We start from the raw sequence: 17,749 nt of genomic DNA, 5'->3' as shown, positions 1-17,749 counted from the left end.
GAACTTTGTTGCCGAGGGCGAAAAACAAGGCTATAATTCAGGCCTTCGCTGCTCACCACAGCGGAGAAAGTGATTGGGAAACAGAGACTTATCGCTCTAGTGCATGACTCGTTTCCGGATTCACATTGAATGAGGCGAGCCGCGTCTTTCTGAATGTGAGTGCTGCGGATGTGGGCAGCTTCAGCCGTGTCGGAAATGACCTGGTATTTTCCGTTTGCGGCGATGTTGTCACCATTGCAGGATTTTTTCTCCCTGAAACCGCAAGCCAGCTGTTTCTGCGCAATGCCGAGGGCGAGGCGGTGCTGGTGGAGATGGAAACCACGGGCGCTGATGGCGCGATCATCGCGCGCTTCCTGCCCCAGGCCGAAGCCGCGCCGTTTGAATCCCTGACTTCGACGGCCGCTTCCGCCGCCTGCGTGATCGTTCCCGAATCGGGGCCGAGCCTGGCTGCGCTGGGCGCCGTGCTCGGCGGCGGGCTGCTGGTGGCGGGCATCGCCGGCAGCGGCAGCTCATCGTCCGCATCGGTCCCGGGCGGCCCGGGCCCCGGTGGGCCGGGCCCGGGCGAGCCCAATCCCGTGCCGCCCGCCTTTGTCTCCGCTGCACTCAACGCCGATGGCGGCGTGCTGACGCTGCGCTATGACGCCGCGCTCGATGCGGCCAATCCGCCGCTTGCCTCGAGCTTCGTGGTGCAGGTCAACGGCACGCCGGTGGTCGTGACGGGCGTGCGGGTCGACGGCAGCAACATCGAGCTGACGCTGGCCTCGCCCGTGCCTGCCGGCGCGACCGTCAGCGTGGAGTACACCGACCCGACGGCCGGCAATGATGCCAACGCCATCCAGGATGCGGCGGGCAACGATGCCGCCAGCCTGCCGCCGACCGGCGTTGCGAATCCGGTGGGCGAGGGCACGCCGCCGGCGTTCGTATCGGCCGCGACCAGCGCCGATGGCGCGACGCTGGTGCTGGCCTATGACCAGGCGCTCGATGCCGCCAATCCGCCCGCACCCGGCGCCTTCACCGTGGTCGTCAACGGCGTGGCGGTGGCCGTGACCAGCTTGGACATCAGCGGCAGCAACCTGGTGCTGACGCTGGCCGTGCCCGTGCCGGCGGGGGCGGCCGTCACGGTGGCCTATGCCGATCCCACGCCAGGCAATGACGCCAACGCGATCCAGAATGGCGCCGGAGACGACGCCGCAGCGCTGCTGCCGACCGATGTCAGCAACCAGGTAGCGGACGCCGCGGCGCCGGTGTTCGTCTCGGCAGTGACCCGTGCCGACGGTGCGGCGCTGGTGCTGACCTATGACGAGCCGCTCGATGCGGCCAATCCGCCCGCAGCGGGCAGTTTTGTGGTCAACGTGAACGGCGTGGCGGTCGCAGTGACGGCCGTGTCCGTCGTGGGCAGCACGGTGGTGCTGACCCTGGCTGCTGCGGTGGGCAGCGGCGCCGTGGTGACCGTCGCCTACAACGACCCCACGCCGGGCAACGACGCCAGCGCCATCCAGGATGCTGCCGGCAACGATGCCGCCAACCTGGACGCCACCGCGGTGGTCAACACCGTGGGCGACACCACGCCGCCGGCCTTTGTCTCGGCCGCGACCGGCGCGGGCGGCGCGTCGCTGGTGCTGACATTTGACGAGGCGCTGGACGCGGCCAATCCGCCCCCGGCAGGCGCCTTCCTGGTCGATGTCAACGGCACGGCCGTGGCGGTCACGGGCGTGTCGATTTCCGGCAGCACGGTGGTGCTGACGCTCGCTTCGGCCGTGCCGTCGGGCGTGCCGGTCACGGTTTCCTACACCGACCCCAGCGCTGGCAATGATGCCGCGGCGCTCCAGGATGGGGCTGGCAACGACGTTGCGACTCTCGCCACCACACCGGTCAACAACACCGTGCCGGATACGACGCCTCCGGCGTTCGTTGCGGCCGCGACCAGTGCCGACGGTGCGACGCTGGTGCTGACCTATGACGAAGTGCTCGATGCGGCCAATGCCCCGGGCGCGGGCAGCTTCGTGGTCAGCGTCAACGGCAGTCCCGTCGCGGTCACGGCAGTCTCGATCTCGGGCAGCAGCGTGGTGCTGGCGCTGGCTGCGCCGGTCGCGGGTGGCGCCGTGGTGACCGTGGCCTATGCCGATCCCGGCGCGGGCAACGATGCGGCCGCCATCCAGGACGTGGCCGGCAACGATGCGCTGAGCCTCGCGCCCACGGGCGTGAACAATCTGGTGCCCGATGGCGTGCGCCCGACCTTCGTGTCGGCGGCCACGGCGGCCGATGGCGCGACGCTGGTGCTGAGCTACAGCGAGCCGCTCGATGCGGCGAATCCGCCCGCAGCGGGCAGTTTCGTGGTCAATGTCGATGGCACGCCGGTGGGCGTGGCGGCGGTGGCCGTCGTCGGCGCCACCGTGGTGCTGACGCTGGCCACGCCCGTGGCCCACGGCGCCGTGGTCACGGTGGCCTACAGCGACCCCACGGCCGGCGATGATCCCAATGCGATCCAGGGGGCCGGCGGCAGCGATGCTCTGAGCCTGCTGCCGACCAGCGTGAGCAACCAGGTTGCCGATGCCAGCGCGCCGAATTTCGTGTCCGCGGTGACCGGCGCCGATGGCGCGACGCTGGTGCTGTCCTATGACGAGGCACTCGACGCCGCAAATCCGCCCGCGGCCGGGGCCTTCGTGGTCAACGTGGCGGGCGCACCGGTGGCCGTGACCGGCGTGGCCGTCTCCGGCAGCACCGTGGTGCTGACGCTGGCTATTCCCGTGGTCAATGGGCAGGCCGTGAACGTCGCCTACAACGATCCAACCACCGGCAATGACGGCAATGCCATCCAGGACGCTGCCGGCAACGATGCCGCGAGCCTTCCCGCCACGGGCGTGAGCAACACGGTGCCCGACGGCACGCCGCCCGCCTTTGTCTCGGCGGCCACCAGCGCCGATGGTGGCACGCTGGTGCTGACCTATGACGAAGCGCTCGATGCGGCCAATCCGCCGGCCGCCGGCAGCTTCGTGGTCAATGTCGATGGCGCGCCGGTGGCGGTCACGGCCGTGACCATCGTCGGCAGCACGGTGGTGCTGACGCTGGCCGCGCCCATCGCCAATGGCGCGGGGGTCACGGTCGCCTATGCGGATCCGTCGACCGGCGATGACGCCGCCGCGATCCAGGATGCGGCAGGCAACGATGCCGCCAATCTGCCCGCGACGGTGGTGAGCAACCAGGTGCCCGATACCGCTGCGCCGACCTTTGTCGCGGCGCAGACCGGCGCGCAGGGCGCGACGCTGGTGCTGACCTACAGCGAGCCGCTCGATGCGGCCCATCCGCCCGCGGTGGACAGCTTTGTGGTCAATGTCGACGGCACTGCGGTCGCCGTGGTGGGTGCAGCGGTCGTCGGCAACGCGGTCGTGCTGACGCTGGCCACACCGGTGGCCCATGGCTCGGCGGTGAGCGTGGTCTACAACGACCCCACGCCGGGCAATGACGCCAGCGCCATCCAGGATGCAGCCGGCAACGATGCCGCGAGCCTGTCCAGCACGGGCGTCACCAACCTCGTGCCCGACACCACGCCGCCGGCCTTTGTTTCGGCAATGACCAGTGCGGATGGCAGCACCGTGCAACTGAGCTATGGCGAAGTGCTGGATGCGGGCAATCTGCCGCCCGCGGGCGCCTTTGTGGTCACGGTCAACGGCACGGCCGTGGCCGTCACCGGCGTGGCCGCGGCAGGCAGCAGCGTGGTGCTGACGCTGGCCACGCCCGTGCCGACGGGCGTGCCGGTCACGGTGGCCTATACCGATCCTGGTCCCGGCAACGACCTCGACGCCATCCAGGATGCGGCGGGCAATGATGCCGCAAGCCTCGCGCCCACCGCGGTCAACAACGCCGTGCCCGACACCACGCCTCCGGCGTTTGTCGCAGCCGCCACCAGCGCCGACGGCGCCACGCTGGTGCTGAGCTATGACGAAGCGCTCGATGCGGCCAACCCGCCCGCGCCCGGCGCTTTCACCGTCACCGTGAACGGCGCGCCGGTGCTGGTTGGCAGCGTGGCGGTGGCGGGCAGCACGGTGGTGCTGACGCTGGCCAGCGCGGTCACAGCCGGCGCGGCGGTGAGCGTGGCCTATGCCGATCCGTCGACGGGCAACGATGCGGCAGCCCTGCAGGATGCGGCCGGCAACGATGTGGTGGACCTGCCCGCCACCGCGGTCAACAACCTGGTGCCCGATGGCACTAGCCCGACCTTTGTCTCGGCAGCGACCAGCGCCGATGGCGCGGCCCTGGTGCTGAGCTACGACCAGCCGCTCGATGCGGCCAACCCTCCGGGCGCGGGCAGTTTCAGCGTGACCGTCGGCGGCGTGCCGATTTTGGTCGCGGGCGTTGCGATCGATGGCGTAAACGTGGTGCTGACGCTGGCCACTCCCGTGCCCCATGGCGCCGTCGTCACGGTGGCCTACACCGATCCATCCAATGGCAATGACGCCAACGCGATCCAGGGGGTGGCCGGCAACGATGCCGCAAGCCTGCTGCCGGTGAGCGTCGCCAATCAGGTGCCCGACACCGCGGCGCCGAACTTCGTTTCCGCGCAGACCAGCGCCGATGGCGCGGCGCTGGTGCTGACCTATGACGAAGCGCTCGATGCAGCCAGCCTCCCGGCCGCAGGCAGCTTCGCCGTGACCGTCGATGGCGTACCCGTGGCGGTCAATGGCGTGGCGGTGAACGGCAGCAGCGTGGTGCTGACGCTGGCCACGCCCGTCGCCAACGGCGCGGTGGTGCGCCTGGCCTATACCGACCCGTCCGCCGGCAATGATCCCAATGCGATCCAGGACGCGGCGGGCAACGACGCCGCGAGCCTGGGCCCGGTCGGCGTCAGCAACACCGTGCCGGACGCCACGCCGCCGGCCTTCGTCTCGGCCGTGACCAGCGCGGATGGCGCCACGCTGCAACTGAGCTATAGCGAAGCGCTGGACGCGGCCAACCTGCCGGCTGCGGATGCCTTTTCCGTCACCGTGAACGGTGCCGCGGTGGCAGTGACCGGCGTTGCGGTCGACGGCAGCAAGCTGCTGCTGACGCTGGCGACGCCCGTGACCGAGGGCGCGGCGGTCAGCGTGGCGTACTCCGACCCCTCGGCTGCCAACGATGCCAACGCGATCCAGGACGCGGCGGGCAATGATGCCGCGAGCCTGCCGGCCACCAATGTCAGCAATATCGTCGCCGATGTCACGCCGCCGGTGTTCGTCTCGGCCGCGACCAGCGCCGACGGCAGCACGCTGGTGCTGAGCTATGACGGCCCGCTCGATGCCGCCAACCCGCCGCTGCCCGGCAGCTTCACGGTCAACATCGACGGCGCGCCGGTGGTGGTGACCGCCGCCGCCGTGAGCGGCAGCACGGTGGTGCTGACGCTGCCGGCGCCCGTGGCCAACGGCGCCGTGGTCACCGTGGCCTATGCCGATCCGACGTCGGGTGACGACGCCAACGCGGTGCAGGATGCCTCGGGCAATGATGCCGCGGCCTTGCCGGAAACCGTGGTGACCAACAACGTTCCAGACACCGCAGCGCCGGTGTTCCTGTCCGCCGTGACCAGCGGCGATGGCGCGAGCATCGTGTTGACCTATGGCGAGACGCTCGACGCGGCCAACCCTCCGGCCGCGGGCAGTTTCGTCGTCAGCGTGAATGGCGCGTCCGTGCCGGTCGCGGCGGTGGCCATTGCGGGCAGCAGCGTGGTCCTGACCCTCGCCACGCCGGTCGCCAACGGCGCTGCGGTGACGGTGGCCTATGCCGATCCCACGCCGGGCAACGATGGCGCGGCCATCCAGGACCTGGCCGGCAACGATGCCGTGACCCTGGCCGAGACCGGCGTCAGCAACGCGGTGCCGGACACCACGGCGCCGGTCTTCGTGTCGGCCGTCACCAGCAGCGATGGAACCACGCTGGTGCTGACCTACAGCGAGGCGCTGGATGCGGCCAATCCGCCGGACGCGGCCGCGTTTGCCGTCACCGTCAACGGCACTGCCGTGGCGGTGGCGGGTGTGGGCACGAATGGCAGCACGCTGGTGCTGACGCTGAGCAGCGCCGTGCCGTATGGGGCGGCCGTGACGGTGGCCTACACCGACCCCTCGGCGGGCAACGATGGCGCGGCGATCCAGGACGCGGCTGGCAACGATGCGATCAGCCTGCCGGCGACGAATGTCAGCAATCTGGTGCCCGATGGCGTGCCCCCGGTGTTCGTCTCGGCCGCCACCAGCGCGGACGGCAGCGAGCTCACGCTCACCTACGACAAGCCGCTCGACATGGCCAATCCGCCCGACATCGGCAACTTCACGGTCCGGGTCAATGGCGCGGCGGTCGGATTGCGCAGCCTGTTCGTCTCGGGCAACAAGGTCGTGCTGGGAATGAGCAGCGCGATTCCTGCGGGCGCCAGCGTCACGGTGGCCTATGTCGCTCCCGGCGCGGACGATCCCGGGTCGGTGCAGGACCCCGCCGGCAACGATGCGGCCAACCTGCCGGAGACCGGGGTCAACAACCTGGTGCCCGACGGCGTCAGCCCGACCTTTGTGTCGGCCGCCACGAGCAGCGATGGGGCGAGCCTGGTGCTGAGCTATGACGAAGCGCTGGATCCGGCCCATCCTCCGGCGCTGGGCAGTTTCGCCGTCAGCGTGAACGGAGCGGCGGTCGCGGTCACCGGCGTGGCGGTTGCCGGCAGCACCGTGGTGCTGACGCTGGCGTCGGCCGTCGCCAACGGGGCGGTGGTCACCGTCGCCTATGCCGATCCCACGGCCGGCAATGACGCCAATGCCGTTCAGGACGCCGCCGGCAACGATGCCGCCAGCCTCGCGCCGATCGCCGTCGACAACCTGGTGCCGGACACGCTTGCGCCGACCTTCGTCTCGGCCCAGACCAGTGCCGATGGCGCCACGCTGCAGTTGACCTACAGCGAGCCGCTCGACGCGGCCAATCCGCCGGCCGCGGCGAGCTTCGCGGTGACCGTCAACGGCGCGCCCGTGGCGGTGACCGCGGTCAGCGTGAGCGGCGCCGGCGTGCTGCTGATCCTGGCCACGCCGGTGGTCAACGGCGCCGTGGTGACGGTGGCCTACGACGATCCGAGCGCCGGCAACGACCCCGGCGCGATCCAGGATGCGGCCGGCAACGACGCGGCCAGCCTGCCGGTCACCGGCGTGGACAACACCGTGCCCGACACCACGCCGCCAGCCTTTGTCTCCGCGGCCACCAGCGCCGATGGCACGGCGCTCACGCTGACCTACGGCGAAGCGCTTGATGCGTCCAACCCGCCCGCGGTCACCAGCTTCGTCGTGCGTGTCAATGGCGCCCCGGTCGCGGTGGCCACCGCTGCCGTGAGCGGCACCAGCGTGGTGCTGCTGCTGGACACGCCGGTGCCCCATGGCGCCACCGTCACCGTGTCGTATGCCGATCCCACGGTCAGCAACGATGCGAATGCCGTCCAGGACGCCGCGGGCAACGACGCCGCCAGCCTTGCCGAGACCGCGGTGAGCAATCTGGTGCCCGACAGCACGGCGCCGGTGTTCTTGTCCGCCGTGACCAGCGCCGATGGCGCAAGCCTGGTGCTGACCTACGACGGCGCGCTTGACGCCGCCAATCCGCCGCCGCTGGGCAGCTTCGCGGTGAGCGCGGGCGGCGTGGCCCTGCCGGTCACCGCCGTGGCCGTGGTCGGCAGCACCGTCGTGCTGACGCTGGGTACGCCCGTGACGAACGGCGTGGCCGTGAGCCTGTCCTATAGCGATCCCACGGCCGGCAACGACGCGGGCGCGATCCAGGACGCCGCGGGCAACGATGCGGCCAGCCTGGCGAATGTCGGCGTGGTCAACAACGTGCCCGATACCACGGCGCCGGTGTTCGTGTCGGCGGTGACCAGCGCCGATGGCAGCACGCTGCAGCTGACCTACAGCGAAGCCCTCGACGGCGTCAACCTGCCCGCGATCGGCAGCTTTGTCGTCACCGTGAACGGCGCCCCGGTGGCCGTGAGCGGCGTGAGCGTGGTAGGCAACACGCTGGTGCTGGCACTGGCCAGCGCGGTGGCCAGCGGCGCGGCCGTGGCGGTCTCGTATTCCGATCCGACGCCCGGCAACGACACCGGCGCGGTGCAGGATGCAGCCGGCAACGACGCGGCCAGCCTGCCTGCGACCAGCGTCAACAACGTGGTGCCCGACACCACGCCGCCGCGCTTCGTCTCGGCCCAGACCGGTACCGACGGCACGACGCTGCAGCTCAACTACAGCGAAGCGCTCGATGCCGCCAATCCGCCCGCGGCCGGCGCCTTCGTGGTCAACGTCAACGGCGCCGTGGTGGCAGTGACCGGCGTCACCATTGCCGGCAGCAGCGTGGTGCTGGCGCTGGCCGCGCCGGTGGCCAACGGCGCCGCGGTGACGGTGGCGTATACCGATCCCAGCACCGGCAATGACCTTGGCGCGGTCCAGGATGCGGCCGGCAACGATGCCGCGAGCCTGCCGCCCACGGGCGTGGCCAACACCGTGCCCGACACCACGGCGCCGGTGTTCGTCTCGGCCGTCACCAGTGTCGATGGCGCGGCGCTGGTGCTCAGCTACAACGAAGCGCTCGATGCCGCCAATCCGCCGCCGGCAAGCAGCTTTGCGGTCAATGTCAATGGAGTAGCCGTCGCGGTGACCGCGGTGGCCGTCTCTGGCAGCAGCGTGGTGCTGACGCTGGCCACGGCCGTGCCGAACGCTGCGGCCGTGACCGTGGCCTACGCCGACCAGACACCGGGCGACGAGGTCAATGCGATCCAGGATGCCGCGGGCAACGATGCGGCCAGCCTGCCGGTGACCAGCGTGAACAACGCCGTTCCCGACACCAGCGCGCCGAGCTTCGTCTCGGCGCAGACCAGCGCCGATGGCGCCACGCTGCAGCTGGTCTACAGCGAGGCGCTGGATGCCGCGAATCCGCCCGCGGCCGCCAGCTTCGTCGTCAATGTCAATGGCGCGCCCGTGGCCGTGAGCGCCGTGGCGATTGCCGGCAATGCGGTGCTGCTCACGCTGGCGGCCCCGGTCGGCAATGGCGCCACGGTGACGGTGGCGTACGCCGATCCTTCCGCGGCCAACGACCTGAACGCGATTCAGGACCTGGCCGGCAACGATGCGGCGGCGCTGCCCGAGACCGGCGTCAACAACACCGTTGCCGATGCCACGCCGCCGAGTTTCGTCTCGGCTGCCACCAGTACCGACGGCGCCACGCTGGTGCTGGGCTACAGCGAGGCGCTGGATGCAGGCAATCCGCCCGACGCGGCCAGCTTCACCGTCACCGTGGGCGGCGCGGCCGTGGCGGTGACCGCGGTGGCGATTGCCGGCAACAGCGTGGTGCTGACGCTGGCCACGCCCGTGGCCAATGGCGCGGCGGTGAGCGTGGCCTATGCCGATCCCCTGCCGACCGACGACACGGCTGCGATCCAGGACGCGGCCGGCAACGACGCGGCCAGCCTGCCGACCACGGGCGTGAGCAATCTCGTTCCCGATACGACAGCGCCGGTGTTCGTGTCGGCATCCACCAACGCTGGCGGCGACCGCGTGGTGCTGACCTACGATGGCGCGCTCGATGCGAGCAATCCGCCGGCCATCGGCGACTTCGTGGTCAATGTCGGCGGCAGCGCGGCAGCAGTGAGCGCCGTGGAGATTCTCGGCAGCAGCGTGGTGCTGACATTGGCGACTGCGGTGCTCAGCGGCCAGCCCGTGACCGTGGCCTATACCGACCCCTCAGGCGGCAACGACAGCGGCGCGATCCAGGATGCGGCCGGCAACGATGCCCTGAGCCTGCCGGCCACCGGCGTCAACAACCTCGTGCCCGATGGCAATACGCCGACCTTCGTCTCGGCCGCCACCAGTCCCGACGGCAGCACGCTGGTGCTGAGCTATGACGAAGCGCTGGACGCGGGGAATCCGCCGGCGTCAAGCAGCTTTGCGGTCAATGTCAACGGCGCGCCAGCGGCCATCGCCGCGGTGGCGATCGTCGGCAACACCGTGCAGCTGACGCTGGCGACGCCCGTGGCCTATGGCGCGGTGGTGACGGTCGCCTATACGGACCCTTCGGGCGCCGACGACACCAGCGCCATCCAGGACGCGGCCGGCAACGATGCGGCAAGCCTGGCGCCTGCCAGCGTGACCAATCTGGTGCCCGACGCGGTGGCGCCGGTGTTCGTTTCGGCGCAGACCAGCGCCGATGGCGCCACGCTGGTGCTGGCCTACAGCGAACCGCTCGATGCGGCCAACCCGCCGTCCGCAGGCAGCTTCGTGGTCAATGTCAATGGCGCGCCCGTCACGGTCAATGCCGTGGCGGTCGCGGGCAGCAGCGTGGTGCTGACGCTGGCAGCGCCGGTCGCCAATGGCGCCGCGGTCACGGTGGCGTACCAGGACCCCGGCGTGGGCGACGACCCCGCCGCGATCCAGGACCTGGCCGGCAACGACGCCGTGAGCCTGGCGGAGACCGGCGTGAACAACACCGTGCCCGACACCACGCCGCCGACTTTCGTCTCTGCCGTCACCAGCCCCGATGGCGCCAGCCTGGTGCTGAGCTACAGCGAGTTGCTCGATGCGGCCAACCTGCCGCCCGCAGCCAGCTTTGCCGTCAACGTCAACGGCACGCTGGTGGCCGTGGACAGCGTGGGCGTGGCGGGCAATTCCCTGGTGCTGGCGCTGGCCAGCCCGGTGGCGCATGGCGCCGTGGTGAGCGTGGCGTACGCCGACCCCGGCGCCGGCAACGACGCGGCCGCGATCCAGGACCTGGCCGGCAACGATGCAGCCAGCCTGCCCGTGACCGGCGTGAGCAACACCGTGCCCGACACCACGCCGCCGATCGCGGTTTCGGCCATGACCAGCGGCGACGGCGCGAGCCTGGTGCTGAGCTACAACGAGACGCTCGATGCGGCCAATCCGCCGGCTGCCAGCAGCTTTGCCGTGACCGTCAACGGCGCCGCCGTGGCCGTGACCAGCGTCAGCGTGGCCGGCGCCAGCGTGGTGCTGGGCCTGGCGACGCCGGTGGCCAACGGCGCCGCGGTGAGCTTGGGCTACAACGATCCCACCGCGGGCAACGACGCCAGTGCCATCCAGGACCTGGCCGGCAACGACGCGGCCGGCTTTGCGCCCATGGCCGTCAACAATACCGTGCCGGACACCACGGCGCCGGCGTTCGTCTCGGCGGTGACCAGCAGCGACGGCACGGCGCTGGTGCTGACCTACAGCGAGGCGCTCGACGGCGCCAATCCGCCCGCGGCCAACAGCTTCGCCGTCAATGTCGATGGTGCGCTGGTGGCGGTGACCGCCGTGGGTGTCGCGGGCAGCACCCTGGTCTTGACGCTGGCCACGGCCGTGGCGAATGGCGCGGTGGTCAGCGTGGGGTACACCGATCCGACGGCGCTCGACGATGCCGGCGCCATCCAGGACTTCGCGGGCAACGATGCGGCAAGCCTCGCGCCGACGCTGGTCAACAACACCGTGCCCGACACGGCGGCGCCGGTTTTCGTCTCGGCGCAGACCAGCCCCGACGGCGCGGCGCTGGTGCTGGGCTTCAACGAGGCGCTCGATGCGGCCAATCCGCCGCCCGCCGGCAGCTTTGTGGTCAACGTCGGCGGTGCGCCGGTCGCGGTCACGGGTGTGGCGGTCGTGGGCAGCACGGTGCAGCTGACGCTGGCCACCCCGGTCGCCCACGGCGCCGCGGTCACCGTGGCCTACGACGATCCCACGCCGGGCAACGACGCCGGCGCGATCCAGGACGCCGCGGGCAACGATGCCGCGAGCCTGCCGGCGACCGGCGTCAGCAATACCGTGCCCGATACCACGCCGCCGGCGTTCGTCTCGGCGGCCACCAGCGCCGACGGCAGCGCGCTGGTGCTGAGCTACGACGAGGCGCTCGATCCAGCCAACCTGCCCGCGGGCGGCAGCTTCGTGGTCAACGTCAATGGCACGCCCGTGGCGGTGACCAGTACCGCCGTGGCCGGCAACACGCTGCTGCTGGTGCTGGCCACGCCGGTCGCCAATGGCGCAGCGGTGAGCGTTGCCTACAACGATCCGAGCCCCGCCAACGACGCCAATGCCATCCAGGACGCGGCCGGCAACGATGCCGCCAGCCTGCCGGCCACGAGCGTGAGCAACATCGTGCCCGACACCACGCCGCCGCAGTTCGTCTCGGCGGCCACGGGCGCCGATGGCAGCACGCTGGTGCTGAACTACAACGAAGCGCTCGATGCGGCCAATGCGCCCAGCGCTGGCAGTTTCGTCGTCAGCGTCAACGGCACGCCGGTCACGGTGACCAGCGCGGCGGTGGCCGGCAGCACGGTGGTGCTGGCGCTGGCCACGCCCGTGGCCAACGGCGCCGCGGTCACGGTGGCCTACAGCGATCCGACCACGGGCAACGACGTCAACGCCATCCAGGACGCCGCAGGCAACGATGCGGCCAGCCTGCCTGCCACCGTGGTCAGCAATACCGTGCCCGACACCACGCCGCCGGCGTTCGTCTCGGCCTCGACCAGCACCGACGGCACGACGCTGGTGCTGCGCTATGACGAGCCGCTCGATGCGCTGCGGCCGCCGGTCGCGGGCAGCTTCGCGGTGAGCGTCAACGGCGCGCCGGTCACCGTCACGTCCGCGGCCGTCGCCGGCAGCACCGTGGTGCTGACGCTCGCGACTGCCGTGACCAATGGGGCGGCCGTCAGCGTGGCCTATGCCGATCCGTCCGCGGCCAACGACGCCAATGCCATCCAGGATGCGGCCGGCAACGACGCGCTGAGCCTGCCGGCCACGGGCGTGACCAATTTCGTGCCCGACACGCAGCCGCCCAGCCTGCTGATCACCGCGGCCGACCTGCGCCTGGCCGCGGGCGAGACCACGACCCTGACTTTCGCCTTCAGCGAACCCGTGAGCGGCTTCGCCCTGTCCGACGTGGCGGTGGCAGGCGGCACGCTGGGCTCCCTCCAGCAGCTCAATGCGTCCACCTGGACGGCCACGTTCACGCAGGACGGCAGCGCCACGCCGCCCAGCGTCAGCGTCGCGGCCGGCAGCTATACCGATATCGCCCTGAACCCGGGCGCCGGCTACACGCTCGATGCCGCCCAGGGCCTGACGGCCGACATCATCGCGCCGACCTTGCTGATCACGGCGTCCGACCTGGCGCTGTCCAATGGCGAGGCCACGACCCTCACGTTCAGCTTCAGCGAAGCCGTGAGCGGCTTTGCGGCGGGCGACGTCGCGGTGCAGGGCGGCACGCTGTCGGGATTTGCGCAGGTCGACGCCACCACCTGGACCGCGGTCTTCACGCAAGACGGCACGGCCGCCGCGCCCAGCGTCAGCGTCGCCGCGGACAGCTATGCCGATCTCGCGTCCAACCCCGGCACCGGCTACACGCTCGATGCCGCCACCGGCCTGACGGCCGACATCACGCCGCCGCAGCTGCAGTCGATCACCACCAACGCCTCGGGCATCCAGCTCACGCTGGCCTACAGCGAAGCGCTGGACGGCGCGCAGCTGCCGCTGGCGAGCGCCTTCGAGGTGCGCATCAATGGCACGCTGGTGGCGGTCAGCCGTGTCGCGGTGTCGGGCAGCAATGTCGTGCTGAACCTGGCGCGCGCCGTGGTGTTCGGCGACAACGTGACGCTGGCCTACAACGACCCAAGCGCGGGCAACGATGCCGCCGCCACCCAGGACATCGCCGGCAATGATGCGGCCAGCATCGCCGCGCAGCCCGTGGTCAACGCCGTGCCGTCGACGGACACCACGCCGCCGACGCTGCTGATCACCGCCTCCGACCTGCTGCTGGCGCGCGGCGAGGCCACGACGGTGAGCTTCGAGTTCAGCGAGGCCGTGACCGGTTTCACGGCCAGCGACGTGGTACTGGCCGGCGGCGCGCTGTCCGGCTTCACGCAGCTCAACGCCAACACCTGGACCGCGGTGTTCACGCAGGACGGCACGGCCACGCCGCCGAGCATCAGCGTGGCCGCCGGCAGCTATACCGATGTGTCGCTGAACCTGGGCACGGGCTATGCGCTCAATGCCGCCACCGGACTCACCGCGGACATCACGCCGCCGACGCTGGTCAACGCCGTGACCGGCGCGGGCGGCACGACGCTGGTGCTGACCTACAGCGAAGCCATCGATCCGCTGCGCCTGCCCGCGGCCGGCAGCTTCGTCGTCAACGCCAATGGCGCGGCGGTGGCGGTCACCGGCATTGCCGTGTCCGGCGCCAGCGTCGTGCTGACGCTGGCCGCGCCGCTGGCCAACGGCGCCACCGTGACCGTGGGCTATACCGATCCCACCGCGGGCAACGATGCCAATGCGATCCAGGACCTGGCCGGCAACGACGCGGCCACGCGCACCGGCGTGGCGGTGCTCGATACGCTGCCGCCGGTGCTGCAGGGGGCGAGCGTGACGGGGACGGCGCTGACGCTGGCCTTCGACGAGGCGCTGGGCGCGGCGCCGCCCGTGGGCAGCTTCGTGGTCAACGTCAATGGCGCACCCGTGGCCGTGAGCGCGGTCGCGGTCTCGGGCAGCACAGTGGTGCTGACGCTGGCGAGCGCCGTCGCGGCGGGCGCGGTGGTGACCGTGAACTACACCGACCCCACCGCCGGCAATGATGCCAGCGCCATCCAGGACGTGAGCGGCAACGATGCCGCGAGCCTGGTAGGCGTGGGGGTGGCGAACACGCGCCAGCTGATCCAGGTCGACGAGGACGATCTGTCCGTCGCCGTGCCGGCCGTGGTCAGCGGCACGTTTGCCGGCGTGGCGGCCAATGCCGCGCTGACGCTTTCGGCGCCGGCGCTGGCCTTGACTTCGGGCGGCCAGGCCATCGTCTGGACCGGCGCCGGCACGTCCACGCTGACCGGGCACATCGGCTCGGCCACGGGCGCGGTGGCCGTCGTGGTGTCGATCGGCAGCGGCGCCAACGCGGGCCGCTACACGGTCTCGCTGTACGGGCCGCTCGACCATGTCGCGGGCAATGGCGAGAACCTGCGCGACTTCAACGTCGGCGTACTGAACAACGGCGCGGCCAGCAACCTGCAGCTCACGGTCAGCGTGATCGACGACGTGCCCGTGGCCGCACCGACCACGACACAGGTGCTCACGGCGGCCGGCAGCGTGCAGGGCAGCGCGGCGCTGACCTTTGGCGCCGATGGCGGCTACGTGCAGAGCGTCAATGTCGACGGCTTCCAGTTCAGCTACAACCCGGCCGCGCGCACCGTCACGCAGTCCGGCACCTCGACCTCGGTCTACGCGTATTCGTATGACAACCAGTCGACGCTCACGGTGACCACGCTGCGCGGCGAGACCTTCAGCATCGACCTGTCGAGCGGCCAGTACAGCCTGCTGGCCACGGGCATCCGCGCGTCCGTGCAGGCGAATGTCGCGCCCGTCGCCAGCGTGGGCCAGAGCGGCGGACTGCTGGGGCTGGTTGGCGCGAACGCGCTGGGGCTGATCGACCTGGGCCAGCAGCAGGCCTTCACGGCCAGCGATGCCAACAACAACATCCGCGAGGTCACGCTGGTGTTCGGCGGCGTCAGCGTGGGCTCGCTGCTGCGCAATCCCTTCGTGTTCTCGGCCTCGCTGGCGGCCGAGCTGGGCTTGCGCGTGGAGCTCAGCTCGCTGCTGCTGGTGCACCAGCTGCGCATCACCTCGCTCAGCGGCCAGCCCATCGACAGCCTGCGGCTCAACGAGTTGCTGGGCACGGTCTATCTCGACACCAGCCTGCTGGGCGCGCTGTCGGCGGACCTGCTGTCGACGCTGAACATGACCGTGACGGACACCGCGGGCCTGAGCAGCACCGCATCGGCTTCGCAGCTGGCCAACGTGCAGCTGCTGCAGTCGGTACTGGGCCGCGCGGCCACGGGCTTCGAGGCCGGCACGGCGGGCGCCGATGTGCTCGACGGCCCGGACGGCCTGGCGGCCGGCGTGAGCCGGCGCCTCTACGGCTATGGCGGCAACGACACGCTGCTGGGCAACCAGGGCAACGACATCCTGCGCGGCGGCGCGGGCAACGACACGCTCAATGGCTTTGCCGGCAACGACATTCTGGTGGGCGGCAGCGGCGCCGACACGCTGACCGGCGGCGAGGGCACGGACGTGTTCCGCTGGGAGTCCGGCGACCAGGGGACGGTGGCAGCGCCCGTGGTCGACACCATCACCGACTTCAACGTCGCCAGCGCCTGGGCCGGCGGCGACGTGCTGGACCTGGCGTCGATGCTGGTCGGGGAAGGGCGCATCGGCTTCACCTCGGGCAACCTGACCAACTATCTGCACTTCGCCAAGGTCGGCAACGACACGCTGATCAGCATCAGCACCCAGGGCGGCTTCATCGGCGGCTACAACGCGGCCAACGCCGGCCAGACCAACCAGCAGATCCTGCTGAAGAACGTCGATCTGGTCACCGGCTTCGGCAGCGACGCGACAATCATCACCCAGCTGCTGGGCCAGGGCAAGCTGCTGGTCGATGCGGCCAGCGTCAGCAGCAGCGGCCTGGACAACACCACCGATGTCGGCTTCACCATCGTCGACCGCGATGGCGACAGCGCCGCGGGATCGGTGACCTTCGACACCGGCGCGGTGGCGCCCGCCACGTTCAACCCGAACAACCGCGCACCCGAAGTGCAGCTGGCATCGAGCGGATTGCTCGGGGTGATCGGCGTCGATGCGCTGAACCTGGTCAACCTCGGCACCCAGCACCTGACGGCGATCGACCGCGACAACAACCTGAGCCAGGTGACGGTGCGCTACCAGCCGGTGCTGGCGCTGGGCCTGACACCGATACAGCTCACGGCTTCGCAGGCGATTGCCGCGGAACTGGGCTTGCAGCTGAGCGTGCAGAACGACGCCGGCGTGCTCAACCTGATCGCGCCGAGTTCGACGCTGGTCATCACCTCGCTGGTCGCGGGCCGCGCGGTCGGCAACCAGGCGGTCAACGAACTGCTGGCATCGGTGCATCTCACCGACCAGGCCGGCACGCTGCTCAACGGCTCGCTGCTGAGCGCGGATGTGCTCAACGCGCTGAGCATCACGGCCACCGACACCCAGGGCGCCACCTCGACGGCCTCGGTCGCCAGGCTGCTCGATGCGAATCTGGTCAACAACCTCAACGACCAGAGCGGCATCATCGAAGGCAGCAACGCCAGCGAAACCATCACCGGCACCGCGGGCGCCGACCGCATCTACGGGCATGGCGGCGACGACATCCTGCGCGGCGGCGACGGCGACGACCTGCTGCGCGGCGGCTCGGGCAACGACACCCTCGATGGCGGCAATGGCGACGACCTGCTGATCGGCGGCATAGGCAACGACACCTTCATTGGCGGCGCGGGCTCCGACGTCATCCAGCTGCTGGCGCCGAACTATGCGTCGATCAGCGGCGGCACGGGCTTCGACACGCTGCTGCTCGATGGCGGCATCAACCTGACGTTCACCACCGCGCCCACGCGCATCAGCAGCATCGAGCGCATCGATCTGGGCACGGGCGATACCGGTTCGGTGCTGACCCTGACCTCGCAGGCGGTGCTGGAGCTCACGGACAGCCCGTCGCACACGCTGCAAATCGTTGGCGATGCGCGCGACAGCGTGGTAATGTCTGGAGCGACCAAGGGAGCCGCCACGGTGGTGGGCGATGTCAGCTTCGTGTCCTACGCCTGGGGCGGGGCCACGGTGCTGGTCGAGCAGGAGATCACCAACGTCGTGGTGTGATTGAGGTATTCAAGGCAGTCCATAGAAAGTCATTTGCATGGGTTTGTTCATTGATTCGACTGCCAGCCTGGCAGCGG

General features: G+C 70.4%; 1 protein-coding gene. It reads left to right on the top strand.

Annotation, left to right across the window (positions count from 1 at the left end):
* Positions 1 to 125: 125 nt before the first annotated feature.
* Complete coding sequence (locus HUK68_RS10080) at positions 126 to 17,672, top strand: SwmB domain-containing protein (RefSeq protein WP_434082435.1); 17,547 nt, start codon at positions 126 to 128, stop codon at positions 17,670 to 17,672.
* Positions 17,673 to 17,749: the final 77 nt, after the last annotated feature.

The organism is Comamonas antarctica (genome assembly GCF_013363755.1).
Classification (GTDB): Bacteria; Pseudomonadota; Gammaproteobacteria; order Burkholderiales; family Burkholderiaceae_C; genus Comamonas; species Comamonas antarctica.
This window is presented reverse-complemented; position numbering and strand designations above follow the sequence as displayed.